Source organism: Lentzea sp. NBRC 105346, from assembly GCF_030269605.1.
Lineage (GTDB): Bacteria > Actinomycetota > Actinomycetes > Mycobacteriales > Pseudonocardiaceae > Lentzea.
Window position 1 is genome coordinate 125,570 of the sequence record NZ_BSTQ01000018.1, and the last position, 25,642, is coordinate 151,211.

Genomic DNA, 25,642 nt, shown 5'->3' on the forward strand with positions numbered 1-25,642 from the left:
CTCGGCCCCTGGGGGTGGACCGAGGTCCTCTCTCGTGGGGTCTACGAGCCGTAGACCTCAAGTTCGTACAGAGAGTATCCGTAACGAGTGGCGCGCTCGGTACCCGTCATTCGGAGGTATCGCGCGTCCGTTGGTACGAATGACACAACGTCGTCCCCGCCGTTACCCGTTGTGGTGACGTAGACCTGGCGCCAGTTCGTGCCGTCCGAAGAGACCTCGACGCGGTATCCCTTGGCGTACGCGGATTCCCATCGCAACACCGCGCGACCGATCCGTTGCACGCTGCCGAGGTCTATTTGGATCCACTGGTCGTCGCTCCAGTCCGACGCCCACCGCGAGCCGGTGTTGCCGTCCAGGACGTTCAGTGGTGGCAGGGTGTTCCAGCCCTTCTCGTAGCTGGACGCCGTGGCCGTCCGACCTCGGGCGACATTCGTCAGTGACGCTCCACGCCGGGACGGGAACTGCACGACCTGCTGGTAGGTCGGGCGGTTCTGCCAGGTCATCTTGTCCTGCGTGATGCCGCCCATCGCGCGGTGGATGATCGTGTCCGCGCACCACTGGTCGCCCGCGGCGCAGTCCGCGTCACCGGGGTAGACCTGGTTGGCGGGCTTCGCGGCGGCCTGCTTCAGCGTGTCCAGCAGGACCTGGCGGCACGCGGTCAGCACGCCGTTGCCGCAGTAGGTCTGCGGGAACGGGCTCTGCACCTGGTCGCCGAGGACCTTGCGGATGTCCTTGTCGACGTAGCCCCACCAGCCGTACTGGAACGCGGATCCCTTGTGCGGCGTGGCGTTCGGACCGCCATGGGCGTCCGAGGGGGACTCGTCGATCTGCATGGCACCGGCCAGCGCGGTGTAGAGGTCCGTGCCCATCGGCTGGAACTCGGCCTGCACCAGCAGCGGCCACCATGCGTCGAGCACGCGGATCGCCTCTGCGTTGGCGTAGGCCTTGCTGCCCTTGGCCGTCTCCTTGCGCAGCGCGCCGGACCGCACCCAGTCGTCCAGTTTCTGGACGGTCGACGCGAGGGCCGGGTCGGACACGGCCGCGGTCTTGATGACCCGCAACAGGTGCGGCAGCACCTGTTCGCCGCGCAGGTCCGCGACGCCGGCCTCGGCCATCGCCTTGGTCAGCGATGCGCGGGTCACCTTCTTGCCGCTCGTGACGAGAGCTTTCACTCGCGTGTCGAGGAGGTCGCCGCGGTGCACCGACGTGTAGTTGAACCCGCCCGCGGTGTAGCCGGGCGCCGGCTTGTTGTTCCAGGAGATGAAGTAGTCCTGGTTGAGCGCGTTCGGGTGCTGGGCGTACCCCGTGTACTGCGCCGTGTTGAGGTCGGCGTTCCAGCCCTCCCACTCGTAGGCCTGCTGGCCCCAGATCGGCAGGTTGGGGTCCACAGTGGACTTGCGCACCGGGTTGAGGCCCGAGTTGTAGTACGCGGCGTCCTTCGAGTCGACGTAGAGCCAGTTGAACGTGTAGCCGATCTTGGCCACCGTGCGCTGGAAGTCCTGTGCGGACCTCACCGCGGCCGGGTCGTTCAGCTCCTGAAACCCGATGATCGAGTCGACCTCGTGCAGGTACGTGGAACGCAGCGTGGTGTACGCGACCGGCTTGCCGCCGATCGTGCCGCGGTGCGTCACGAGGCCGTACTTCGTGCGCCACATGACCAGCGTGTACGAGCCCTCCTTCGTGCCGTCCGCGACGGTCGGCTTCCAGGAGTTCTTGCGCTCCAGCCGTTCCAGCGGCAGGCACTGGTCGCGCCACTTGTAGGACTGCGACGCCTTCGTCGGCGTGCCACCGTTCGGCTCGCACAGCTCGACGGCGTACGAGTCGATGATGTCCTGACCGGCCGACGTCGCGCTCCACGAGTAGTCGACGCCGCGGCCGAGCTGCACGTACATGCTGACGCCCGCGAACGAGACGCCGCGCGACCGCAGGCCCGGACCGTTGAGCTCCTGCAGCATCAGCAGCTGCGGCGCGAAGTAGCCGGTCTGCGGGCCCCACACGGCGACCGGGTTGCCGGTGTCGGTGTAGGCGCCGGAGACCGCGAGCGCGTTGGACATGCCGTGCCGCGTCGCCAGGTCGGCGGGCAGGACGCCGTCCTCGAACAGGCCGCGCACCTTCTCCTGGTCCGCCGGCGCGGCTACGGCCGTGGTGCCCTGGCCGCCGACCTCGTCGTAGACCATGCGCTCGGGAGTCACGCTGCCCGCGTCCGGCAGCGCGACCCCCTGCGGGTTCGCCGGTGAGGAGGAGTAGGGGAACGACTGTCCGTTGTGGACGGTGTGCACGGCCTCCGGGTCGTTCTGCGCGCGGAACGCGCGCCACACCTGGTCGCCCATGGTGGCGCCGTACTTGTTCTGCGCGGCGAGCTTCACCAGCGCCGACTGGACTTCGCCGCCGCCGCCCGCGCCGAACAGACCGCCGACGACGGAGGCGATCGCGACCATGTCGGTCGCCTTGAACGGCTGGATGTCGTTCCAGTTCGTGATGGAGTCCGCGTGCCCGGTCAGGACGTACTCGCCGGGGAAGTTGCGGTCGTGGACGGACTTCGTCAGGTAGGCGTTGATGCCGTCGATGTAGTCCTTCACGTCCTGCAGCGCCTGCTGACCGCGCGGACCGCTGTTCGCGACGCGGTCGATCTGGGCCTGCAGGTCTGCTTCGGTGTAGGCGATCTGGCTGTAGAAACCCTGTTCCAGCGCGCGGTTGCCGGGTGCGCCGCCGGCGAACCCGCTGAGCGTGCCGCGACCGAGGTGGCGGAACAGGTCCATCAGCCACAACCGGTCCTGGGCGGCGGCGTATCCCGCGCCGAACTCGGTACCGGACCGGGTGGTGCCGTTGATGTGCGCCATGCCGATCTTCTTGTCGCGCACGATCGTCACGTCCGAACGTGGCTTGATCGTGCTCTCGACCTGGTCGGCGGGCACACCGAAGGAGGCGTCGTTGTAGAAGTCGCTGAGCTGCTCGTTCGTCAGGCCGGTGAACCCGGACGACATCGCGTCGTACTTGCCGAGCTGGTCCGCGGCGTGCGCGGGCCGGGTGCCGAACGCCTTGTGCGCCAGGATCTCGGCGAGCGTCGCGTTGCCGTTCTGACCGGGTGGCAGCACATCGCCGCACTGCCCGAGGCAGTAGTCGTCGGCGGTGAACGCGGCTTCTCTCGTGTCCTCGGCCTGCGCGGAACTGATCATCGAAGCGGTGACGGCGGCCGTGGCGAGCAGGGTGACCACGGCACGCCTGTTGGCGGCTCTCCGCATGACCGCAGAGCTCCTCTCCATGCAGGGCTGGTGTGGCGCACGTTACTTTCGGTACGGCACTTTGCGAAAGCCTTTCACGTTCTAATCGTCTGATCGGGCGCTGAATCGATCAGGTGTGGCATCAAGATCGGATGCGGAGGCGAACGTTCCTCATCGGTGTGGCGGCGCTCCCGGTAGCGGGCGGCTCGCCACCCATCCGGACCTGCGAAGACTGGGGTGCGCGGCCGCCTCAGGAGCCGCTCGTTCTCGTCGGGCGGCCGGTCCGGATCCTGATCCACCACACGGCGACCGCGAACTCCGACGACCTGTCGATCGGGCACGCGTACGAGCTGGCGCGGTGGATCCAGGACCTGCACATGGACACCAACGGCTGGGCCGACTCCGGTCAGCACTTCACGATCAGTCGCGGCGGCGTGCTGATGGAGGGCCGGCACGGCAGCCGGGACGCCCTGGAGGCCGGTGATCGCATGGTCGTGGGCGCCCACTGTCCGGGCCAGAACGACCGTGCGATCGGAATCGAGAACGAAGGCATCTACATGGACACGGTGCCGCCACAACAACAGTGGGATTCACTCGTTCAGTTCTGCGCACACGTGTGTGATCGGTACAACATTCCAACCACTGAGATTTTTGGACATCGAGACTTCTTCGTCACTCAGTGTCCCGGTGACGCCCTCTATGCCATGCTCCCGCGCTTACGCAGCGAAGTTGCCGCGCAATTCCGGTAACTGTGAACGTGGACGATCTCCCGGCAAATCTCCTACCACATGATGAGATAACTGAGAATTAACGCGAGCTTGCGTGTTCGTACGCGAAGCTTGCGCCATGTGGGAGCACGGAACGCCAATGCGGGAGGCGTCGTGATCAAGGTTTTGCTGGCCGACGACGAGGATCTCGTTCGCTCGGGCCTCCGCATGATCCTGAGCAGCGTCGGTGACATCGAAGTGGTCGCCGAATGCGACGACGGGCACCTGGTGGCCGACCTGGCGCGCCAGCACCGTCCTCATGTCGTGCTGTTGGACATCCGTATGCGCACCTCGGACGGGCTTGCGGCACTGCGGCGGCTGCGGACGCTGCCCGATCAGCCTCGGGTGTGCATCCTGACCACGTTCGACGTTGACGAGTACGTTTCCGAGGCCTTGCGGCTAGGGGCTTCCGGGTTCCTGTTGAAGGACACCGAGCCTGAGCAGCTGGTCAAGGCGGTGCGGGATCTGGCTCGCGGGGGCGCGGTGCTCGACCCCGGGGTTGCGGCTCGGGTGCTTGCCGCGGTCGCTGACGGAGAGCGGATGGCTGAGCCTGCTCGGCGGTTGCTGTCCTCGCTTTCGGAGCGGGAGCGTGAGGTGCTCGTGCTCATCGGGCAGGGGATGTCGAACGCCGAGATCGGCGGGACTCTTCATCTGTCCGAGGCGACCGTTAAGGGGTATGTGTCCTCGGTGCTGGGGAAGATCGGGGCTGTTAATCGGGTTCAGGCTGCGTTGGTGGCTTATCGCGGCGGGTTGATCGCCTGATCCCGCGCCCTGCTTGTGGGGTTATCCACAGGGATGGGGAGTTGTCCACAGGTTGTGGATTGCGGGCGTGACCTGCGGTTTTGATCGGTAGGATATGCGCAAGGGGTGCCCCGGACGGGGGGACCCCTTGGTGCTTTTGCTGCCGTTTCGTGCGGGCGGGTGCTAGTTCCCGCTGACGATCTCTGGGACTTCCTCGCAGGAGGGTTCGACCTCGACTCTGTTGCGGCCGTGGCGTTTTGCTCGGTACAGGGCCATGTCCGCCGCTGCGAACAGCTGGTCCAGCTTTGCCGGACCCGCTGCCACGCCGATCGACACGGTGGGGCGGCGGGCCGTGCCCAGCACCATCGTCCAGTCGTGGCCGTCCACCGCCGCGCGGATGCGTTCCGCGACCATGGGGCCGATGTCGCGGTCGTTGGAGGCGTCGCCCAGCAGTACTACGAACTCGTCGCCAGCCCAGCGCGCTACCAGGTCGTCGGCCCGGCACTCGCGGCGTAGTAGTTGGGCGATTTCCCGTAGGGCCGCGTCGCCCGCCGCGTGGCCCGCGTCGTCGTTGACTCCCTTGAACCAGTCGACGTCGACCAGGACCAGCCACGGCACTCGGCCGCGGGCGGCGGTGGATTCGAGTAGTGCCTGCGCGGCGCGCTCCAGGCCCAGGCGGTTGGCCAGGCCGGTCAGTGGGTCGCGGGCTGCTGCTTCCTGGGCCGCTACAGCCAGTCGTTGGGCCTGCACCGCGACCCGGCGTTGTTCCAAGGCCTGGCCCAGGCCCTCCTGGAGGGTTTCGGTGGCGGTTCGGCTCGCTGCCACGGAACGGCGTAGTGCGGCGGCTTCGCCTACCGAGTCGCCCAGGGCGGCGCAGATGTCGGCCAGTTCGGTGGAGAAACGGAGGAGAAGAGAGGTGTCGTTGATGCGTTCCGCGTTCGTCACCGCGCGTGAGGCGTAGGTGCGGGCCTCGGCCAGGTTGCCCTGTTCGCGGCGTACTACTGCCAGGACCCAGTTGCCTACCGAGATGCCCCACAGGTCGTCCGCCACGGTCGCCAGGTGGAGGGTTTCGCGGGCTACCTGTTCGGACTTTTCCAGTTCGCCTACGCCGGCCAGTGAGCGGCCGAAGGCGCCCAGCAGGGCTCGGTGCAGGATCTCGTCCTTGACAAGCGCCAGGCCCTCTTCCAGGTAGCCGCGGGCCTCTTCGAAGATCGCTGGGGCGGCCTCGGCCGGGCCGGAGCACGCGCGGAAGTTGAGGAGGCCGCCCACTCGTTGCAGGCACTGGGCGAGGGTGTCGGTGTTGCCCGCGCGGCGGCCTACCTGGACTGAGAGGCGGACCATGTCCAGGGCCGCTCGGCGGTTGCCGATTCCTTCCAGTAGATAGCCGAGGGAGCCCAGGGTCTGGGCTACCGCAGGACTGTCCACGCGGTCGGCCTCCAGGTCGGTCCACCCTTCGGCGGCCAGTTCCAGGGCCAGCGGGATGCGGCCCAAACGCCAGGCCAGAACCGCGCGGTTCACCAGTACGGCGGAGCGCACCCAGCGGTCCACGCCGGGCGACACCTTTGTGACGACCTCGTCGAACAGGCTGTTCGCCTCCGGTAGGCGCCCAGCGTTCAGCAGCGCGCGGACCTCACGGTCCAGTCGCGGAATCTGGCCCGCCACCAGCGGATCGCGCTGTTCCACTCTGTTCTCGACTCCGTTCCGACTCGCCTAGCAGCCGGTTGAGCCCCCACAGGCTACCGGGACGGTCGCGCCCTGTACCGATCGTGGTGCAGGACGTCATCAAGAGGTAGACGATTGCGCCAACCGTGACGTTCCAGATCCGGCGTTTCGGGCAGGTGCCTGACCGGTCCGACGCAGAGCCAGGCGACCGGACGCAGCCGGGACGGGATGTCGAGCAGACGGCGCAGTACGTCCTCCTTGTAGAAGCTCACCCAACCGACCCCGAGGCCCTCGGCGGTGGCCGCGAGCCACAGGTTCTGGATTGCCAGGCACACGGAGTAGAGCCCCGCATCGGCGATGGCGTGACGCCCGAGCACGGCCGGCGAACCGCGGTCCGGGTCGTAGGTGACGACGATGCCGAGGGTCGACTCCATGACACCCTCGACTTTGATACGAGCGAACAGCTCAGCGCGTTCACCCTCGAGTTGGGCGGCGAAGACGCTCCGTTCGGCCTGCACGTGGTCGCGGAACGCGCGGCGCGTGTCCGGGTTGCGCACGAGCACGAAGTCCCACGGCTGGGAAAGCCCGACGCTGGGGGCCGCGTGGGCGGCGTCGAGGATGCGGCGCAGCACGTCGTCGGCGATTTCCTCGCCGGTGAACTCGCCCCTGGTGTCTCGGCGGCGGTGCAACACCTGGTAGAGGTCTGGGCTCATTCGTACGATCGTGCCTCACGCGAAAGCAGTAACTTCATGCCGGTGAGGTGGCGCAAATCTCATCTCAGGCGATAGACCGGTGTGATGCGAAGAATCGGTGGTGGATACGGCTCGGCACTCGGATTCGGATGCGGCGTCGCCGTGACCGTCGCGACGGGGATGTGGCCGGTGCTGGCGCTCATCCTGCTCGTCGCGGTCGTGCTGGTGGTCTCACTGCACACGACGATCGTGGGTGCCGTGCTCGCCGCGCTCCAGTGCTGGGGTTTGTACGCCACGTTTCTCGTTGGGCCAGCCGGGGAGCTCACCTTCTCCGCCGAGATGCGGTGGCTGCTGGCGATCATGGTGCAGCTGGCCGTGCTGGCGACGCTCGCCAGTGCGGCGGTGCGGGTGATGTCCGTTGTGCTGGCCGTGCAGCCCACTCCCGTTCGGCCCTGACTGTCAGACCTGCCTGCTAGCGTCGGATCCGGGCGCTCCTGGGTGTCCGCCTTGGTGGTGGGTGGGCTCCCGGATTCCAGGCTAGCGAGCAGGTCTGACAGTTCCCGCGTTCGTGTGCGGGACTGCTTGGGTCAGCGGCCTTGGGACGGGTAGGGCAGCAGGGCCATTTCGCGCGCGTTCTTGATGGCGGTGGCGATCTGGCGTTGTTGTTGCGGTGTCAGGCCTGTGACGCGGCGGGATCGGATCTTGCCGCGGTCCGAGATGAACTTGCGCAGCAGCGTGGCGTCCTTCCAGTCCACGTGCGTGATGCCTTCCTTCGCGAGCAGGTTCTGCCTGCGCTTCGGCCTGCGGTCGGTCACACCCGCACCCCGTCTCGGCGCAGCTGCGCCACCACCGACTCGATGCCGCGGCGGTCCACGGTCTTCATTCCCTTGGCGGACAACGTAAGCACGACGTACCGGCGTTCCGACGGCAGCCAGTAGCGGCGGCGCTGCGTGTTGGGCAGCCAACGCCGGCGCGTCCTGCGTTGCGAGTGCGAGACGCGGTTGCCGTAGCCCGGCGCGCGGCCGGTCAGCTGGCAGTGACGCACAAGACCTCCTTGAAGATGACATTCATTTTCATCTACAGTAACGCACATGGAAACCGTTGTCGTCATGGTGTCGGGGTTGGCAGACCACGACGTGGCCGCGCGGGTCTGGTTCGACCTGCCTGGATCCGTGCTGGTCAGGCACGACCTGAGCGAGGAGGGCGTGGTTCGCCGGTGGCTCGACGGTGTGGTCACCGAGCTGGAGGCCGGCTGCGTGTCCTGCGCGATTCGCGAGGACATGTTGCGGATCGGCGGCCGGATCGTGTGGCACCTCGACCCGTTGCTCGAACCCGCGGTCGTGCGGCGCGCTCTCGAGGAGAGCGGCGTGCGCGTCGAGTGCGTCATCACCGTGCTCGACGCGGAGAGCTGGCTTGAGGACGCGTTGAGCGACGCCTCGATGGTGACGGATCAGCGCACGGTCGCGCAGGTGGTCGTCGCGCAGGTCGAGGCGGCCGATGTGCTGGTGCTGCAAGGGGAAGCCGACGACCGCACGCTCGCCGTGCTTGACCGGCTCGCGCCCAACGCCGTGCGGTGCACGCCTGAAACCGTTGTGGTGCAACGGGCTTCGCGGCCGAAGCTGATTCCGCTCGTGCCGTCGGACGGCGTGTCGACCGCGGTGTTCACCGCCGATCGGCCGTTTCATCCCGTGCGGCTCAACGACGCGCTCGACGTGTTGCTCGACGGCTCCGTCGTGCGGGCGCGCGGGTGTCTATGGGTTGCCGACGAGCCGGACGTCGCGATGCGGCTGGAGTCCGCGGGATGCGGGCTGCACGTCGGCGAGGCCGGGCCGTGGGGCGGGATGCCCGGTCAGCAGATCGTCGCGATCACGCTCGGGTGTCCCGACTCGCTGGTCGCGACGTTCGAGGAAGCGCTGTTGACGGACGACGAGCTGTCGTTCGTGGAGTCGATCAGGAAGGTCTCATGAAGCAGGGCATTCACCCCGACTATCACCCGGTGGTCTTCCAGGACGCGGCGACGGGCACGGCGTTCCTGACGCGCTCGACCGCGACGTCCGACCGGACGGTCGAGTGGTCCGACGGCAACACCTACCCGCTGATCGCGGTGGACGTCACGGCCGACTCACACCCGTTCTGGACGGGCTCGCAGCGGCTCGTCGACACCGCCGGGCGGGTGGAGAAGTTCAACCGCCGCTACGGGAAGCGGGTGCGCTGATGGCCGTGCCGAAGCGGCGGACGTCCCGGTCGAACACTCGGCATCGGCGGGCGCGGTGGAAGACGGTCGCGCCGGATCTCGTGCCGGTGCGGGCGTTGGACGGGCGCGAGTTGCTGGTGCCGCGGCGGTTGGTCGCCGCGTATCGGCGCGGGCTGCTCTGAGGGCCGGAATTGTCAGACCCTTCTGGGAGAATTGAAAGCAGGGGGTCCCCCTTGGCGGGGGACGCCCGTTTGAGGTTGCTCTAAGGGGCCGGCGCTGCCTGGGGGCCGGCGAGGCTGAACGTGGTCTGACGGCCCGGAATTGTCAGACCCTTCTGGAAGAATCAAAGCAAGGGGTCCCCCTTCGCGGGGGACACCTGTTCGAAGGTGGGCGAGGACCGGCGGGCTGAACGTCGCCGAGGGAACGGGCGTGGTCTAGGGGACCGGCGGGCCCAGCTGGGTCGCCCCGTCCGGTGAGTCGCGCCACTGGACGAACGGGCGATCCAGCTTCCACGCCGAGCCGTCCCAGTCCAGCACGCGAGTCTCGCACGTGTCCAAATTGGACAGAGACTCGAAGAGGTCCACCGACCACGCGAACAGCCGCCGGCACAGCAACCGGATCGTCAGCCCGTGCGACACGATCAGCACGGTCTTCGGATGCGGTTCCTCCAGCAGCAGCCGCACCTGCAGCTCGCTGAGAAACGCAGCGATGCGGTCGTCGACGTCCGCACCTGACTCGCCGTTCGGCAGCCGGAAGAAGAAGTGCCCGAACGCGTGCCGCTGGTGCTTCAGCATCTCCTGCTGCACCGGGTCCTGGAGGTTGCCCCAGTCCTGCTCGCGCAGCCGCGGCTCGGCGACGATCCGTTCGGCCGATACCTCCAGGAGCTCCAGGGTGCGGCGCGTGCGCTTGTACGGCGACACGTACACCGCGACCGGCGACGAGCCGATCAGGGCACGCACCTGGGGGCCGACCGCGCGCGCCTGCCGCTCGCCCAGTGGAGTCAGCGGCAACGCGTGGTCCGGCACCCGGCAGTACGCCAGCTCGTCGACGTTACCGAGGCTCTGCCCGTGCCGCAGGAGGATGATCCGCACACCTCCATCGTGCCGGTAGACCCAACCGGAGCAGCGTTAGAGTGCTGGGCGAGTCGACATCGGGGAGTGCCAACGTGATCAAGTACATCGCTTTGTACCGCAAGCCGGCCGACCCGGAGGGCTTCGACCGGAAGTACTTCGAGACGCACATTCCGATCGCCGAGTCGGTGCCCGGACTCGTCCGCGCCGAGGTCGCGAAGGTCAGCCGCGTGCCCGTCCCCGGCTTCCTCGGCGACACCGAGCTGCACCTCATCGCGGAGCTCTACTTCGAGAACGAGGCCGCGATGAAGGCCGCGTTCAAGACGCCCGAGTGGGCGTCGTCGGGCGCCAACCTCACCGAGATCGGCGGCATGGAGCTCGTCGCGATGTTCACCGCCGAGGTCGTGGCGTGAAGGCCGTCGTCATCGGCGGCGGCACGATGGGTGCGGGCATCGTGCACGTGCTGGTCGCGCACGGCCACGAGGTGACGTTGCGCGAGGAGCCCAGCCGGCTGGAGCACGCGCTGCGCAACGTCCGGGCCTCGCTCGGCAAGGCCGAGGAGAAGGGCAAGCTGGCGAGCGCCGACGAGGCGTTCGCGCACGTCCGGACCGGTGACCTGCCGCAGGATGCCGAGCTGGTCATCGAGGCTGTGCCCGAAAAAGTAGCGCTCAAGCGCACCATCCTGGGTGAGGCCGCAAACGCTTGCCCGAATGCTCTGCTGGCGTCGAACACGTCCAGCCTGTCGATCGCGGAGATCGCCGAAGGGCTGCCGGGCGAGCGCGTGCTCGGCATGCACTTCTTCAACCCCGTGCCGGTCCAGCAGCTGGTGGAGCTCGTCCACCACAAGGGGCTCGACCCGGCCAACCTCGCCAAGGCCCGCACCATCGCGGAGGAGCTGGGCAAGACCGTCATCGAGGTGCGCGACTCGCCGGGGTTCGCCACGTCACGGCTGGGCGTCGCGGTCGGCATGGAAGCGATCCGCATGCTCGAGGAGGGCGTCGCGTCCGCCGAGGACATCGACACCGGCATGACGCTCGGCTACCGCTGGCCGATGGGCCCGCTCAAGCTCACCGACCTGGTCGGGCTCGACGTGCGCCTCGCGATCGCCGAACACCTGGCGCGCGAGCTCGGCCCGCGGTTCGAGCCGCCGCAACTGTTGCGGGACAAGGTGGCGAAGGGCGAGCTGGGCCAGAAGTCCGGGCAGGGCTTCTTCGCATGGTGATCCGCGAGCAGACCGCCGACGACTATGCCGAGGTACAGCGCCTCCGGAAGGTCGCGTTCAGCTCCGTCAGCGAGGACGAACCGCCCATCGAACCCGGCGTGCGCGGGCTGGTCGCCGAGATCGACGGCCGGATCGCGGGCGTGCTCGGCATCGGCGAGTACGCGCAGTTCTTCGGCGGCAGGGCGGTGCCGATGGGCGGCGTCGGCGGCGTGGCCGTCGACCCGTACGCACGGGGCCGCGGCGTCGCGTCCGGCCTGCTCGACGCGGCGTTGCGGGACATGCGTGAACACGGCCAGAGCCTGTCGGTGCTGTACGCGACGGTGCCCGAGCTGTATCGCACGCGCGGCTACGAACGCGCCGGCGTCTACGAGTTCACGAGGCTGCCGATCGACCGGCTGCTCGCCGCGCCGAAGCCCGCGAACCGGCTCGTGGCCCAACCGGCCACACCGGACATGCTCAAGGCGCTGCACGAGTGCTACCTGGGTCTGGCGCGCACGGTGAACGGCATGCTCGACCGCCGCCCGCCGCGCATCGACCTGTCCAAAGTGCTCGGGCTGGACGTCGTCAGTGTCCTGCCCGGCGCGGACGGCGAGCTGCGCGGCTACCTGACCGCGATGCGCCTGCCCAACTCCGCGCTCAAGGTGTTCGACGTCGTTGGCACCGACGCCGACGCGCAACTTTCGTTGCTCGCCGAGCTCAAGTCGTGGCAAGGCACCATCGAGAACCTCGAGGTGCGGATCACCGACCCTGCGCTGCTCGCGTTGTTCACGTCGCAGCAGATGCGGCACGAGGTGTCGACGTGGCTGTGGATGCTCCGCGTGGTCGACCTCCCCGCCGCCATCGCCGCGAGAGGGTGGCCGACGCACCTCCGCGACTTCGTCGTCGACATCGATGTGACCGACGACACTGCGCCCTGGAACGCGGGCAGGCACCGGATTGTCAGCAGAAACGGGGAGATTCGGTGCGAACCGGGCGGCTCCGGAGCGGTCCGGATGCACGCTCGCGCCCTCGGGCCGTGGTACTCGGGCATGTACGACACGCATGCGTTGCGCAGGGCGAACCTGCTCGACGCGGATCCGGCCGACGCCGCCGGCCTTGATCAACTCGTTGGCACGCCAGGGGTTCCGCGACTCGCTGACTTCTTCTGACCGCGTAGCGTGAACCTTCCGTCTCAATCGAACTGAGACGTAACAAGCGGACGTGCGAGTGGCCATGGAACAACAGGCCACTATGGACGGAGAGACACTCGGACCCGAGTTTCTCCGCGACCCCTACCCGACATACGCCCAACTGCGTGCCCACGCCCCGGTCTTCCCCACGATCACGCCGAACGGGATGAAGATCTGGGTCGTCAGCCGCTACGAGGACGCCAAAGTCGTTCTCGCCGACCCGCGGTTCAGCAAGTCAGTGCGTGACGCGGCTCACCTTTTCGACCCGGACACGGTGGAAGCGCGCAACCTCATGTGCCTGCCGCCTTCGTTGCGCGACAACCTGCTCAGTATCGACCCGCCCGACCACACGCGACTGCGCCGGCTCGTCAGCCGCGCGTGCACAGTTCGTCAGGTCGAGGCGTTGAGACCGAGCATCGAACGCATCGTGAACGATTTGCTGGACCGGATGTCCGGCACCTTCGACCTGATGTCCTCGTTCTCGACGCAGCTGCCGGTCAAGGTGATCTGCGCGCTGCTCGGGGTGCCCGAATCGGACAGTCCGGCGCTGCTCGGGTGGACGCAGACCATGGTGTCGCTGTCGGTCGCGCCCGCGGAAACCGTTGCGGCGGACAGCAAAGCGCTGCACGAGTACATCGTGGGCCTGATCGCGGCCAAGCGGGCCAACCCCGCCGACGACCTGATCACCTCACTCATCGCGGTCGGTGAGACGACCGAGGACGAGCTCATCTCGCTGATCGCGGTGATGATCATCGGTGGCTTCGAAACCACTTCGAACCTCCTCGGCAATGCCGTGCTCGCGCTGCTGCAACACCCCGAGCAGCTGCGCGACCTGCGGGAGAACCCCGACCTGATCCGCGGTGCCGTCGAGGAGCTGATCCGCTTCGACGGTCCCACGCACACCTCGACGTTCCGCTACACCACCGAGGATGTCGAGATCGGCGGCACGGTGATCCCCGCCGGTGAGATCGTTTTCGCGTCGCTCATCTCCGCCAACCGCGACGAGCGCGCGTTCCCGGACGGCGACCGGCTCGACGTGCGACGGGACAGCCGCGCGCACCTCGCGTTCGGGCACGGCATCCACTTCTGCATCGGGGCCGCGCTGGCCCGCCTGGAAACCGAGGTCGCACTGGGCGGCCTGCTCGCCCGGTTCCCGCACCTGAGCCTGGCCGTCCCGGCCGAGGAGCTGCAGTGGCGGATGTCGTTGCTCACCCGCGGACTGGAGGCCCTTCCCTTGCACACCGAGCCCCTGACCACCGAGCCCGTGCGGGAAGCGCGGGAACAGCACGCCGTCGACAGGTTCTACGACGTCTACAGCCAGGTCCTGCTCAAGATCTGGGACAGCAACTTCCACTACGGCTACTGGCTTTCCGACGAGGACGAGAGCTCCAACGGCGTCGCCGCGCTGCGGCTCACCGACCTGATGATCGAGAAGATCGACGCCGTGCCCGGCGACCGCGTCCTCGACCTCGGCTGCGGGCTCGGCGAACCCGCGCTGGCGCTGGCCGGCGCGACCGGTGCCGACGTCATCGGCATCTCGATCAACCAGGCCCAGGTCGACGAGGCCAACCGCCGCGCCAACGGCCGCGCCTACTTCGTGTGCGCGGACGCGCTGGACCTCCCGTTCGGCGACCACCACTTCGACTCCGCGTGGGCGTTCGAGTCGCTGCTGCACATGGACCGGCCCAAGGCGTTGCGCGAGCTGGCCCGCGTGGTGCGGCCCGGCGGGCTGATCGTGGTCGCGGACATCGTGCAGCGCGGACCGTTGAGCGAGGAGAGCAAGGCCGCGCTCGGACCGGCGCTGGAGACGTTCGCGCTCAGCCCGGTGCCGATGCTGCACGAGTACCCGGCGCTGCTGGCCGAGGCCGGTCTGGAAGTCCTCGAGCTGCTCAACGTCAGCGACTACACGAAGAAGACCATGCCCCGGCTCGTCGAGGGCGCGACCAAGCACTACGACGAGCTTGTCGCGCAGTTCGGCGACGAGGCCAAGGCGCACCTGGACGTGCTGCTCTCGCCGATCGCGTCACTCCCCGAGTGGGGATATCTCGTGGCAGTTGCCCGAACCGCGTAGCCTGCCCGTTCGTGCTGCTCATCGCGCTGGAAATGATCGGTATCGCGGTGTTCGCGGCGTCCGGCGCGGTCGCGGCGGTGCGCGCGAGGCTCGACGTGTTCGGCGTGATCGTGGTCGCCCTGACGACCGCGCTCGGCGGCGGGATCATCCGGGACGTGCTGCTCGGCGTCCACCCGCCCACGAGCCTGCGGAACTGGCCCTCACTGCTGGTTCCCGCTCTGACCGGACTGATCGTGTTCCGGTTCCACCCGCAGGTCGCCCGGCTGCGCCGCAGCGTGTTGCTGCTGGACGCGGTCGGGCTCGGCCTGTTCGTGACGTCCGGCACGTCGACCGCGCTGCGGCTGGGCGCCCCGCCCTACACGGCCTGCCTGATCGGCATGACCTGCGGAATCGGCGGTGGCGCGCTGCGTGACGTGCTGCTGCGGGAGATCCCGCTGGTGCTGCGCCGGGAGATCTACGCGGTCGCGGCGCTGGTCGGCGCGGTGGTCGTCGCACTCGGGTTCGTGCTGGGCCTGCCCGCCGACCCGGTGGCGCTGCTCGCGTCCGCGCTGATCGTGACGTTGCGCCTGGTCGCGCTGTGGCGGAAGTGGAACGCTCCCGTGGCGAGGGGGCTCGGGGGTTGATCCCGTGGGTTGATCTCGCGGGTTAACACACAACTCACATCCGCACTTGAGGACCTTCTCAGGCGCCTCTCAGGGGGACGAGCAACACTGACGGCATGCGCATCCTCGTTGTCGATGACGACCGGCAGATCCGTGAGTCGCTGCGCCGCTCGCTGCAGTTCAACGGATACCAGGTCGAATGCGCCGGCGACGGCCTGCAGGCGCTGGAGTCGGTGACGTCCCAGCGGCCGGATGCGATGGTCCTCGACGTCATGATGCCGAGGCTGGACGGGCTGGAGGTGTGCCGGCGGCTGCGCAGCACCGGCGACGACCTGCCGATCCTCGTGCTGACCGCGCGTGACGCCGTGAGCGACCGGGTGTCCGGACTGGACGCGGGCGCCGACGACTACCTGCCCAAGCCCTTCGCGCTGGAGGAACTGCTGGCCAGGCTGCGCGCACTGCTGCGCAGGGCGACGACCGACGCCGCCGCCGGGGCCTCCGGACCCGGCACCGTACTGAAGTTCGCCGATCTCGAGCTCGACCCGTCCACCAGGGAGGTGCGTCGCGGCGAGCGTCAGATCAGCCTGACGCGCACCGAGTTCGCACTGCTCGAGCTGCTGCTGGCGCACCCGCGACAGGTGCTCACGCGCAGCCGGATCCTGGAGGACGTGTGGGGGTACGACTTCCCGACATCCGGCAACGCGCTGGAGGTCTACGTCGGCTACTTGCGCCGCAAGACGGAGGCGGACGGCGAGAACCGGCTGATCCACACGGTGCGTGGAGTGGGCTACGTGCTGCGGGAGACGCCTCCGTGACCCTGGCTCCACGGGGCCGGTTCCAGCGCGCCTCCCTGCGCGTCCGCGTCACGTTGCTGGCCGCGTTCTGCGTGGCCGGTGCCGTCGCGCTGGTGTCGCTGGGCGCGTACATGCTCGTCTACAACAGCCTCTACAACTCGGTCGACGAGAACCTGCACACCCGTGCCGCGGCGGCGGTGGCGTCGCCGACCGTCACCGACGATGTGACGAGCCTGCCCGCCGCCTTCCTCGGCGCGGGCGATCTGCGGATCGGCCTGCTGGACGCCGAGGGCAAGCTCGTGTGGCCGAAGTACACGCCGCGTCCGCCGACCAACTCGGACGACCTGCGGGTGGCCAAAGGCGAGCTCGCGGAGAACCTGTGGACTGACCAGGCGACCGACACCCGCGTGATCTCGGTGAAGTACCGCGACGGGTCGGCGATGGTGCTCGCGCAGTCGTTGAAACCGCAGCGCACGACGTTGGCGAAGCTCAGCCTGGTGCTGTTCCTGATCGGCGGCGCCGGCGTGCTGTTCGCGGCGATCGCGGGCACGGCCGTCGCGCGCACGGGTCTGCGGCCGGTGCAGCGGCTGACCGAGGCGACCGAGCGCGTCGCGAACACCGGTGACCTGACGCCGATCCCGGTGTCCGGGGACGACGAGCTCGCGCGGTTGACGCACAGCTTCAACGCCATGCTCGGCGCGGTCGCCGAGTCGCAGGAACGGCAACGCAGGCTCGTCGCGGACGCGGGACACGAGCTGCGCACGCCGTTGACCTCGATGCGGACGAACCTGGAGCTGCTGCTCGCGTCCGAGAACCCGAACCAGCCGACCCTGTCCGACGAGGACAAGGCCGAGATCAACGCCGACATCCGCGGCCAGCTCGACGAGCTGACCACGCTGATCGGCGACCTGGTGGAGCTCGCGCGCGAGGACGCGCCCCAGATGGTGCAGGAGCCGGTCGACCTGGTCGAGGTCGTCGAAAGGGCTTTGGATCGAGCGCGTCGGCGTGCCGCCTCGCTGTCCTTTGACGTGCGGCTCCAACCGTGGACACTTTTGGGTGATTCCAGTGCGCTGGAGCGGGCCGTGTTGAACCTGTTGGACAACGCGGTGAAGTTCAGCCCGGACGGTTCCGTGGTCCGGCTGGAGCTCAGGCAGCTCGGTGACGGCAGCGCGGTGGTCGAGGTCGCGGACTCCGGTCCGGGGATCGCGGACGCCGATCTACCTCACGTTTTCGAACGTTTCTACCGCTCGTCCGAGGCGCGGACCCTGCCGGGATCCGGGCTCGGGCTGGCGATCGTCAAGCAGGCAGCGGCGCGACACGGCGGCACGGCGTACGCGGGCCGAGCGCCCGAAGGCGGCGCCCTGTTCACGTTGCGCCTACCGGGACGTCCGTAAGGTGGCGAGCGTGAGTCATCGTGTGAACGACGAGCCGGGCAGGACACGGCGCTTCCGCTCGTCGGATTCGTCCAGTCCGTCCGCTTCTTCCCCCTCGGAGACCTCGGGCTCCTGGGAGTCGCTCGACGCGCCGTCGGGATCTTCGGGTTCGTCTGGGCGCCTGCCTACGGCCAAGACGAAGAAGAAGCAGCCGTTCTGGCGTGAGGTGCTCGTCATCGCCGTCGTCGCGCTCGCGCTGACCACGGTCATCCAGACGTTCATCGCCAAGGTGTTCGTGATTCCGTCGGGCTCCATGGAGACGACGCTGCACGGGTGCTACGGCTGCGTGAACGACAAGGTGCTGGTCGACAAGGTCACCTTCCTGTTCCGCGACCCGCAGCCCGGTGACGTGATCGTGTTCCGCGGTCCGCCCAACTGGACCGGTGGCCAGGAGCCGCCGAACTTCTTCGTCGGCACCGCGCAGGACATCGGCTCGATCGTCGGCCTGTCGGAACCGTCCGGAACGGACTTCATCAAGCGCGTCATCGCCGTCGGCGGGCAGACCGTCGAGTGCTGCGACGACAAGGGGCGCGTGCTGGTCGACGGCAAGCCGCTCGACGAGCCCTATCTGAATCTGGCCGGTGGTCAGCAGCAGCAGCCGTTCGAGAAGGTGACCGTGCCTGCTGGGCGGCTTTGGGTGATGGGCGATAACCGCAACAACTCGGCGGACTCGCGTAAGCACGGTGACCCGACGCCGGCCGATGGGGCGATTCCGATCGACAACGTGGTGGGTAAGGCTCGGGTGATCGTGATGCCGTTCTCGCGGTGGCAGACGATTACCGATCACAATCCGCAGGGGCGGTGACCGGTTCCGCTGGGCGGTGACTGGCCGGGGTTCTGCTGGGGCGGGCTCTGCTGGGGGCGTGACCGGGGCCTGTAAGTGCGGTGACTGGCCGGGTCCTGCTCGGGCGGTGACTGGCCGGATTGGGCTGGAGCGCGGCCTGCTGGTGCGGTGACTGATCGAGTTCTGCAGGCGCTGTGACCGGCGGGTTCGGCTGGGCCGGTGACCGGCTGGGTTCGGTGGGGGCGCGGCTGTTGGGATGGCGACCGGTCGGGTCCTGCAGGGGTGGTGACCGGTCAGGTTCGGCTGAGGTGGTGACCGGTCGGGTCTTGCTGGGACACTGACCGGGCGGGTCTTGCTGGGTCGGTGTGACTGGTCGAGGCCGGCAGGGCCGTTCGGGGGAAGTTCGATAGCTTGAAAGAGGCGACCAGGGCCGCAGCCCCCGGAATTGTCAGACCCCGCCGGTACGCTGAGTGCAATCGGAAGCGCGCGGGGGGCTCACGACTCCACGAAGTAGCGCGGGATCGGTTCGCTGAGCAGGCGGCGGGTGGTGGCCAGCCCCCAGTCGTCGAGCTGGTCGAGGCCGTCGGAGCTGCCGCGCAGCCCGCCGTACCGCGACACGTGCTCGGCCCACTCCTCGCGCCGCTCGATCTCCGGGCGCGCGACGATGCAGTCGGGATCGTTCACCCAGAACCGCCCGTGCTGGAACGCGCGGGACACGCCGTTCATGGTGGCGCCGAACTGGCTGGGCATGGAGGCGTCGCCGTTGAAGGACTCGTAGGTGGGCGCGATGTCCGGCGAGACCCGCATGGCGTCGAACAGTCCGATCGACGGCAGCTGCGGGGCCCCGCACCCGAGGAGGTACGCGTCGCCGATCGCCGAGCGGATCAGTGACACACCGCTGCGGTAAGCCTCGATCGGGCTGACGTCCTCGTAGCGAACCCCGGGAATCGCGCCCGCGTAGATGAAGTCGATCTTGTGGAAGTCGATGCCCCACGACCCGAACGTTTCGAAGACGGTTCGCAGGTAGTCGCGAGCCCCAGGGTGAGTCGTGTCCAGGGCGTACAAAGACTGGAACCAGTTGTAGCCCGCGGAAACCGGTGTGCCGTCAGGCGAACGCACGAGCCAGTCGGGGTGTTCAAAACGCAGGCGGGAATTCTCGGCCACCAGGAAGGGGGCGGTCCAGATGCCGGCCCGCCGCCCACGGGACCGGATTCGCGAGAAAAGCCCTGGCACGTCAGCGAAACGGCCGGACGGGACGAGCCAGTCGCCGATCTCCGCCTGATACCCGTCGTCGACCTGTACGACATCCACGGGCAGCGAAAGGGAATCCAGCAAAGCCAAATTCGAGTCCACATCGGACTCGGTGACATCGGTGAAGTACTGGTACCAGGAGCACCAGATCGTGGGCGCCGGCCGCGGCACCGGCAGGCCCAGCTTGTCGACCACCTCGTCCGCCCAGTGCGCCAAAGCCAGAGAAACGGAAGAGTCAGTGCGCACGGAGACATCGCCGTTGGCGGACACGATCACCTTGTTGCCGACGAAGTGCGCGCGGATCGACGGGACGGAAACGGTTGGAGAGACGGCGACCACGAGAGAAACGGGCGAACCGTCACCGGGATCGACGGCCAGCAGGCCCTCGCCCCAGAACACGTCCGTGCCCTGGGAGTTCTCGTAGCGATACGAACTGATCCGGTGCGGCTTGTCCACCCAACGGTGCGGCACATCGGAAAGCGCGTAGCCGGTCGACGGTGACCAGGACTGCCAACCTTGCTCGTGCACGCGGGCGCGAGCCGGGTCGACGGTGATCTCGGCAACCGTGCGCATGAACTAGCCTTTCGTGGATCCGAGGGTGAGCCCGCCGACGAACTGGCGCTGCAGCACGAAGAACACGACCAGCGTCGGCAGCGCGACCAGCAGCGAGCCAGCGGCGATCAGGTTGTTGTTGGTGAAGAACGCGCCCTTGAGGTTCTGCAACGCCGAGGTGATCGGCATCTTGTCGCCGGTCTGGATCAGCACCAACGCCCACAGGAAGTCGTTGTAGATCCAGGTGAACTCAAGCGTCGCCAAGGCCGCCAAAACAGGACGGCACAAGGGCAACGTCAACTGCCAGTACTGACGCCACACCGACGCACCGTCCACGCGGGCCGCTTCGGTCAGCTCGTACGGGATCGTCTTCATGTAGTTCGACAGCACGAACGTGCAGAAGCCCGACTGGAACGCGATGTGGATCAGCACCACACCGACCGGGGAGTCGATCAGCGACTCGCTGTCGCTCACCCACAACGGCACCTCGATCAGCCGGTACAGCCGCCACAGTGGCGTCACGATCACCTGCTGCGGCAACAGGTTGCCCGCCGTGAACACCATCAACAGCAGCAGGTTGAACTTGAAGCTGAACCGCGAGACGCCGAACGCCACCATCGACGACAGCAGCAGCGTGATCACCAAAGCCGGAACCGTGATGAGGAACGTGTTCCAGTAGAAGTGCGGCAGGTTGCCGATCTCCCAGGCGTTGCTGAAGTTCTCGAACGTCAACGACTTCGCGATCGAGAAGTAGCCGTTGATCGACGTGTCCTCGTACGTGCGCAGCGATGCGTACACGGCCCACAGCAGCGGCGCCAGCGTGCCGAGGCAGGCGAGTACCAGGAAGGCGTGCGTGGCGACCGTGCCCAGGCTGATCGGTCGCTTGCGCTTCACAGCCACCGCGGCGGTCACGGCCGGTTCTCCTTGCTGAAGGTCTGGTACAGGTACGTGATGATGAAGCCGAGCGAGATCGTCAGCAGGATCACCGCGACCGCGGAACCGCGGCCGATGCGCGAGGCCTCACCGATGATGTTGTCCGTCACCAGCACGGAGAGCAGCTCGAGTCCGTTGCGCCCCTTGTTGATGACGTAGACGATGTCGAACGCGCGCAGCGCCTCGATGACCGTCACCACGAGCACGACGATGTTCACCGGCTTCATCACGGGGAACGTGACGCGGAAGAACGTCTGCCACGCGTTGGCGCCGTCGAGCGCGGCGGCCTCCTTCAACGCGGGGTCCACGGACTTCAAGCCCGCCAAGTACAGCAACATGATGTAGCCGGTGTGCCGCCACGCGGCGGCGACGAGCACCGCGTACAGGTTGATGTCCGTGTCGCCGAGCCAGTCGATCGGCTTGTCGGACAGGCCCAGCAGGCTGTTCAGCAGACCGTCGTCCGGACGGTAGATCAGCTGCCAGATGAAGCCGATCAACGCCAGCGACAGCACCATCGGCAGGTACAGCGCGGACTGGTAGATCCGGCTGAACCGCAGCTGCCGGTCGAGCAGCACGGCCAGCAGCAGGCCGATCGACGTCGGCACGGCGATCAGGAACACCAGCCAGATCAGGTTGTGCTGCACCGCTGGCCAGAAGCGCGGGTAGCTCGTGAAGATGTCGACGTAGTTGCCGACCCCGATCCACTCGATGTCCTCGAACCCGCCGATGCCGTCCCAGGAACTGAACGACAGCGCGATCGACCCGAATGTCGGCACCCACACGAACAGCACGTGCACGAGCGTGGGGATGCCGAGCATGAGGCCCAGCACCAGTTTGTCGGTCTTGGCGAGCGCGGTGGCCCTGGGACCACGCCGACGGGGCGGCGAACCCGGTTGGTCCGCCGCCCGCCTGTCGTCCGCTCGCTGTTGCAGAACGGTCATTTGAAGATGGACTTCGCTTGGTCGGCCATGCCCTTCAGCACGGAGTCGATATCATTGGGGTTCTTGATGAACGCGTTGATGCCGTTAGTGGCCGCGTCCGACGCGAAACCGGGGTCGGTGTCGCGGTCGAGGAACTGCGTGATGTGCTTGGCGCTCTTGATGACCTCGGCCGCCTTCTTCTGCAGCGGCGTGTAGCCCGACGTGTCGGCGGAGGAGTTGGTCGCGACCGCCGTCGGGTCCGCCTTCAGGTACGCCACCTGGGGCTCACCCGTCGACAGGTACTCGAGCAGCTTGAGCGCGCCGTCCTTGTTCGCCGGCTTCTTCGCCATCATGTAGCCGTCGATCGGCGCCTCGACCGTGTCCGTGCCGAACTGCGGGTTGATCTCCGGGAACGGGAAGAAGTCGAGGTCGTCCTGCTCCGCCTTCGGGAACTGCTGCCCCACGAAGGAACCGAGCAGGTACATGCCGGACTTCTTCTGCTGCAACGACTGCGCGGCCTCCTGCCACTCGCGGCCCAGCGCGTTCTCCTGGTGGAACGGCAGCAGCCGCTTCCAGGTGTCGAAGACGTCCTTGACCCGCTTGTCCTGCCAGTCCTCCTTGCCGGCCATGAGGTCGACGTGGAACTGGTAGCCGTTCTGCCGGAAGTTGATCTGGTCGAACGTGCCCATGCTCGGCCAGCCCTGCTTCTGGGCGTGCGCGATCGGAACCAGGCCGTCGGCCTTCATCTTCGTGGCCAGCGCGACGAGCTCGTCGAGCGTCTTCGGGACCGCGTAGCCCTTCTCCTGCCAGAGGCTCTTGCGGTAGAAGATGCCCCACGGGTACTGCGTGAACGGCACGAAGTACTGCTTGCCGTCCGAACCCGTGGACGCCTCCTTGAGCGCGCTCGAGTAGGAGGAGCCGATCTTGCCCCACAGGTCGGTCAGGTCACCGGTGAGGCCCTTGCCCGCGAAGAACCGCATGCGGTACCCGGCGAACCAGGCGAGCACGTCGTCCGGCTTGCCCTGCAGATAGTTGTTGATCTGCTCCTGGTACTGCTCGTGCTGCTTGGTGTTGATGGCGACGGTCAGCCCGCCGGACTTCGCCTCGAAGCCCTTCACGGCCGCGGTGATCGCGTCCTTCGGCACCTGGTCGGACAGGTTGTTGCCGAAGCTGACCGTGTTGGCCGAGGAGCCCGAGCCCGAACCGCCGCCACCACAGGCCGCGAGACCGGGCATCGCGGCGACGCCGGCGCCCGCCAGCATCACCTTGAGCATGGCCCGCCTGCCGAGCAGCGGTAACGGGGTGGAACTGGGCGTGTACCGATCCATCATCGCTCCTACGGGTGACGTCGGCTGTGCCAACCGAACACTGACTCAAACAAAGTTGCGCACAATGTGTCCCCAGCCACACATCCTGTCAAGCCCCGTTACGCAGCTGTTAATCGTGGGTACAGGGCGCATTCGGGCCCACCACGGTGATCCGCCAGCTGATACCGCCGAACAGACCCAAACGGGAAGTCCTGTTTGCTTGTGTTGACGTTGTGGGGGTTTGTCAGCCACCCTTGCGGCCGTGACCAGTTGGCCTACCGGCATGCCCGGCCTCGGCTGGGGTGCCGATTACAACCCCGAGCAGTGGCCTGAGCACGTGTGGGCGGAGGACGTCGAGCTCATGCGGCGGGCCGGCGTGAACCTGGTCAGCGTCGGCATCTTCAGCTGGGCCCGCATCGAGGTGTCGAAGGGCGAGTACCGGTTCGACTGGCTCGATCGAGTGATGGACCTGCTGCACGCGGGCGGCATCCGCGTCGACCTCGCCACCGCGACGGCCGCGCCGCCGCCGTGGCTCACCGCCCAGTACCCGGAGATGCTGCCGGTGCGGGCGGACGGCGTGCGGTTCAGCCACGGCTCGCGCCAGGCGTACTGCCCGACCTCCCCGATCTACCGCGACCGGGCCACCGCGCTCGCCGGCGAGATGGCCGCGCACTACCGCGACCACCCCGCGCTCGCGGCGTGGCACGTCGGCAACGAGTACGGCTGCCACATCCCCAAGTGCTACTGCGACACGTGCGCCGCGTCGTTCCGCGAATGGCTGCGCGCGCGGTACACGCTCGACGAGCTCAACGACGCCTGGTCGACGGCGTTCTGGAGCCAGGGCTACACGGACTGGGCGCAGATCCTGCCGCCGCGCGTCACGCCGACGTTCAGCAACCCCGGCCAGCTGCTCGACTTCGACCGGTTCGCCGACGACGCGCTGCTGGAGCTGTTCAAGGCCGAGCGCGACGTGCTGCGGATGATCACACCGGAAGTGCCGATCACCACGAACTTCATGTCCTACTGGTCGTCCGACGACATGGACTGCTGGAAGTGGGCGCGCGAGGTCGACTTCGTGTCCACCGACCACTACACGCGGCAGGACTGGCCCCGCCGGCACATCGACCTCGCGATGGCCGCGGACATGACGCGCGGCTTCGCGGGCGGACGGCCGTGGCTGCTGATGGAGCACTCGACTTCCGCGGTCAACTGGCAGCCGCGCAACATCGCGAAGCAGCCGGGGGAGATGCGGCGGCACTCGTTCGCGCACGTGGCACACGGGGCCGACGGCACGCTGTTCTTCCAGTGGCGGCAGTCGCGCGGCGGCAGCGAGCGCTACCACTCGGCGATGGTGCCGCACGCGGGCACCGAGACGAAGGTGTACCGCGAGGTCTGTCAGGTCGGCGACGAGTACAAACGGATCGCCGGCGTCGTCGGGTCCACTGTGGACGCCGATGTCGCGGTGATCTACGACTACGAGTCGCGGTTCGCACTGCGGCAGCCCGCCCATCCGACTTCCGCCTTCGAGTACCAGCAGTGCGTGTTCGACTGCTATCAGGCGTTGTGGCAGGCCGGGGTCATGGTCGACTTCGTGGCACCGGGCCAGGATCTGTCGAAGTACAAGCTCGTGGTGGTGCCCGCGTTGTACGCGGTGCGCGACGCTCACGCCCAACTGGTCGCCGACTACGTGGCGGGCGGCGGGCACGTGCTGATGACGTACCTGTCCGGCGTCGCGGACGAGCACTCCCGCGTGCGGCTCGGCGGTTACCCCGGCGCGTTCCGGGACGTCCTGGGCGTCTGGACCGAGGAGTTCTACCCGTTGCACGAGGGCGAAACCGTCGCGCTGGACGACGGTTCGGCCGCCACCGTGTGGACCGAGCACCTGCACGCGCGCGGCGCGTCGGTGATCGCCTCGTACCTGGACGGGCCGTTGCCCGGCGTGCCCGCGGTGACGCGCAACGAGTTCGGCGACGGCGTCGCGTGGTACGTCGCGTGCGGGCTCGATGAGAGCGGTTTCGCCCGGACGGCGGAATCTGCCTTGGCCGAGGCGGGAATCACCCCGATGAACTCCGTCGTGAAGTCCGGAGTGGAGCTCGTGCGACGTCGTGGAGACGTATCGTGGCTCTTCGCCGTCAACCACACCGACACCGACGCGGAGATCGCCGCGTCCGGTGTCGAGGTGTTGTCCGGCGAGCGAGTCTCCGGACGCCTCACCGTGCGGGCCGGGGACGTGGTCGTCCTCAGGGAAGAGGTGTGA

At 67.8% G+C, this 25,642-nt stretch carries 25 protein-coding genes; 15 read left to right on the forward strand and 10 right to left on the reverse strand.

What is annotated here, in order from left to right; translation table 11 throughout:
* Positions 1 to 41 precede the first annotated feature (41 nt).
* Entirely contained in the window at positions 42 to 3,242 is a 3,201-nt protein-coding gene (locus QSK35_RS32860) for a penicillin acylase family protein (protein ID WP_502881753.1), read from the reverse strand.
* Between the two features lie 131 nt (positions 3,243 to 3,373).
* Here QSK35_RS32860 and QSK35_RS32865 point away from each other — a divergent pair, with 131 nt between their 5' ends.
* The gene (locus tag QSK35_RS32865; RefSeq protein WP_285751540.1) at positions 3,374 to 3,970 is read left to right on the forward strand and encodes a peptidoglycan recognition protein family protein; all 597 of its coding nucleotides are present in this window, start codon (positions 3,374 to 3,376) and stop codon (positions 3,968 to 3,970) included.
* A 132-nt stretch (positions 3,971 to 4,102) separates the two neighbouring features.
* Positions 4,103 to 4,750 carry a response regulator gene (locus QSK35_RS32870; protein ID WP_285751654.1) on the forward strand — a complete coding sequence of 216 codons (648 nt, stop codon included), beginning with the start codon at positions 4,103 to 4,105 and terminating at the stop codon, positions 4,748 to 4,750.
* 162 nt (positions 4,751 to 4,912) lie between these two features.
* On the opposite strand, the gene QSK35_RS32875 is transcribed toward QSK35_RS32870, so the two are convergent.
* Positions 4,913 to 6,412, reverse strand: coding sequence for a tetratricopeptide repeat-containing diguanylate cyclase (locus tag QSK35_RS32875; RefSeq protein ID WP_285751541.1), 1,500 nt, complete (start codon positions 6,410 to 6,412; stop codon positions 4,913 to 4,915).
* Between the two features lie 53 nt (positions 6,413 to 6,465).
* Entirely contained in the window at positions 6,466 to 7,104 is a 639-nt protein-coding gene (bluB, locus tag QSK35_RS32880; RefSeq protein ID WP_285751542.1) for a 5,6-dimethylbenzimidazole synthase, read from the reverse strand.
* Between the two features lie 84 nt (positions 7,105 to 7,188).
* On the opposite strand from bluB, the gene QSK35_RS32885 reads away from it, so the two are divergent.
* Positions 7,189 to 7,539 carry a hypothetical protein gene (locus tag QSK35_RS32885; RefSeq protein WP_285751543.1) on the forward strand — a complete coding sequence of 117 codons (351 nt, stop codon included), beginning with the start codon at positions 7,189 to 7,191 and terminating at the stop codon, positions 7,537 to 7,539.
* 131 nt (positions 7,540 to 7,670) lie between these two features.
* Here the strand turns inward: QSK35_RS32885 and rpsR are convergent, their stop codons facing one another.
* Together rpsR and rpmB are read right to left on the reverse strand one after the other, a co-directional pair.
* Complete coding sequence (gene rpsR, locus QSK35_RS32890; protein WP_285751544.1) at positions 7,671 to 7,898, reverse strand: 30S ribosomal protein S18; 228 nt, start codon at positions 7,896 to 7,898, stop codon at positions 7,671 to 7,673.
* Entirely contained in the window at positions 7,895 to 8,128 is a 234-nt protein-coding gene (rpmB, locus tag QSK35_RS32895; RefSeq protein WP_502881754.1) for a 50S ribosomal protein L28, read from the reverse strand. The genes rpsR and rpmB overlap by 4 nt, the downstream gene beginning before the upstream one ends.
* Before the next feature lie 46 nt (positions 8,129 to 8,174).
* Between rpmB and QSK35_RS32900 the strand changes: the two genes are divergently transcribed.
* Genes QSK35_RS32900 through rpmF form a run of 3 tightly spaced genes read left to right on the forward strand, consistent with a single transcriptional unit; the run spans position 8,175 to position 9,459 of the window.
* The gene (locus tag QSK35_RS32900; protein WP_285751546.1) at positions 8,175 to 9,050 is read left to right on the forward strand and encodes a GTP-binding protein; all 876 of its coding nucleotides are present in this window, start codon (positions 8,175 to 8,177) and stop codon (positions 9,048 to 9,050) included.
* On the forward strand, positions 9,047 to 9,298 hold the full coding sequence (locus QSK35_RS32905) for a type B 50S ribosomal protein L31 (RefSeq protein WP_285751547.1): 252 nt from the start codon (positions 9,047 to 9,049) through the stop codon (positions 9,296 to 9,298). The genes QSK35_RS32900 and QSK35_RS32905 overlap by 4 nt, the downstream gene beginning before the upstream one ends.
* Positions 9,298 to 9,459, forward strand: a complete 162-nt coding sequence (rpmF, locus tag QSK35_RS32910) for a 50S ribosomal protein L32 (protein WP_285751548.1) — start codon at positions 9,298 to 9,300, stop codon at positions 9,457 to 9,459. Before QSK35_RS32905 ends, rpmF begins: the two co-directional genes overlap by 1 nt.
* Positions 9,460 to 9,711: 252 nt before the next feature.
* Here the strand turns inward: rpmF and QSK35_RS32915 are convergent, their stop codons facing one another.
* On the reverse strand, positions 9,712 to 10,368 hold the full coding sequence (locus QSK35_RS32915) for a histidine phosphatase family protein (protein WP_285751549.1): 657 nt from the start codon (positions 10,366 to 10,368) through the stop codon (positions 9,712 to 9,714).
* Between the two features lie 74 nt (positions 10,369 to 10,442).
* On the opposite strand from QSK35_RS32915, the gene QSK35_RS32920 reads away from it, so the two are divergent.
* The 8 genes from QSK35_RS32920 (at position 10,443) to lepB (ending at position 18,443) form a co-directional block, all read left to right on the forward strand.
* Positions 10,443 to 10,760 carry an EthD family reductase gene (locus tag QSK35_RS32920; RefSeq protein WP_285751550.1) on the forward strand — a complete coding sequence of 106 codons (318 nt, stop codon included), beginning with the start codon at positions 10,443 to 10,445 and terminating at the stop codon, positions 10,758 to 10,760.
* A complete protein-coding gene (locus QSK35_RS32925) occupies positions 10,757 to 11,569 on the forward strand; it encodes a 3-hydroxyacyl-CoA dehydrogenase family protein (protein WP_285751551.1) in 813 nt (270 codons plus the stop codon). The genes QSK35_RS32920 and QSK35_RS32925 overlap by 4 nt, the downstream gene beginning before the upstream one ends.
* Positions 11,563 to 12,717 carry a GNAT family N-acetyltransferase gene (locus tag QSK35_RS32930; protein ID WP_285751552.1) on the forward strand — a complete coding sequence of 385 codons (1,155 nt, stop codon included), beginning with the start codon at positions 11,563 to 11,565 and terminating at the stop codon, positions 12,715 to 12,717. The genes QSK35_RS32925 and QSK35_RS32930 overlap by 7 nt, the downstream gene beginning before the upstream one ends.
* Before the next feature lie 82 nt (positions 12,718 to 12,799).
* Positions 12,800 to 14,809 (forward strand): cytochrome P450, encoded by a 2,010-nt coding sequence (locus tag QSK35_RS32935; RefSeq protein ID WP_285751553.1) that lies wholly within the window; start codon positions 12,800 to 12,802, stop codon positions 14,807 to 14,809.
* 11 nt (positions 14,810 to 14,820) lie between these two features.
* The gene (locus QSK35_RS32940; protein WP_285751554.1) at positions 14,821 to 15,432 is read left to right on the forward strand and encodes a trimeric intracellular cation channel family protein; all 612 of its coding nucleotides are present in this window, start codon (positions 14,821 to 14,823) and stop codon (positions 15,430 to 15,432) included.
* A 95-nt stretch (positions 15,433 to 15,527) separates the two neighbouring features.
* Complete coding sequence (locus QSK35_RS32945; protein ID WP_285751555.1) at positions 15,528 to 16,226, forward strand: response regulator transcription factor; 699 nt, start codon at positions 15,528 to 15,530, stop codon at positions 16,224 to 16,226.
* The gene (locus QSK35_RS32950) at positions 16,223 to 17,599 is read left to right on the forward strand and encodes a sensor histidine kinase (RefSeq protein WP_285751556.1); all 1,377 of its coding nucleotides are present in this window, start codon (positions 16,223 to 16,225) and stop codon (positions 17,597 to 17,599) included. The genes QSK35_RS32945 and QSK35_RS32950 overlap by 4 nt, the downstream gene beginning before the upstream one ends.
* Positions 17,600 to 17,609: 10 nt before the next feature.
* A complete protein-coding gene (gene lepB, locus QSK35_RS32955) occupies positions 17,610 to 18,443 on the forward strand; it encodes a signal peptidase I (protein ID WP_285751557.1) in 834 nt (277 codons plus the stop codon).
* Positions 18,444 to 18,917: 474 nt separating this feature from the next.
* On the opposite strand, the gene QSK35_RS32960 is transcribed toward lepB, so the two are convergent.
* The 4 genes from QSK35_RS32960 to QSK35_RS32975 are packed head-to-tail and all read right to left on the reverse strand — an operon-like array spanning position 18,918 to position 23,406.
* Positions 18,918 to 20,246 (reverse strand): glycoside hydrolase family 36 protein, encoded by a 1,329-nt coding sequence (locus QSK35_RS32960; protein ID WP_285751558.1) that lies wholly within the window; start codon positions 20,244 to 20,246, stop codon positions 18,918 to 18,920.
* A 3-nt stretch (positions 20,247 to 20,249) separates the two neighbouring features.
* Positions 20,250 to 21,137: a carbohydrate ABC transporter permease gene (locus tag QSK35_RS32965; RefSeq protein WP_285751559.1), complete on the reverse strand. Its 888-nt coding sequence runs from the start codon at positions 21,135 to 21,137 to the stop codon at positions 20,250 to 20,252.
* The gene (locus QSK35_RS32970; protein WP_285751560.1) at positions 21,134 to 22,099 is read right to left on the reverse strand and encodes a carbohydrate ABC transporter permease; all 966 of its coding nucleotides are present in this window, start codon (positions 22,097 to 22,099) and stop codon (positions 21,134 to 21,136) included. Before QSK35_RS32970 ends, QSK35_RS32965 begins: the two co-directional genes overlap by 4 nt.
* Entirely contained in the window at positions 22,096 to 23,406 is a 1,311-nt protein-coding gene (locus tag QSK35_RS32975) for an ABC transporter substrate-binding protein (RefSeq protein WP_285751562.1), read from the reverse strand. Before QSK35_RS32975 ends, QSK35_RS32970 begins: the two co-directional genes overlap by 4 nt.
* A gap of 241 nt (positions 23,407 to 23,647) precedes the next feature.
* On the opposite strand from QSK35_RS32975, the gene QSK35_RS32980 reads away from it, so the two are divergent.
* Positions 23,648 to 25,642, forward strand: coding sequence for a beta-galactosidase (locus QSK35_RS32980; RefSeq protein ID WP_285751563.1), 1,995 nt, complete (start codon positions 23,648 to 23,650; stop codon positions 25,640 to 25,642).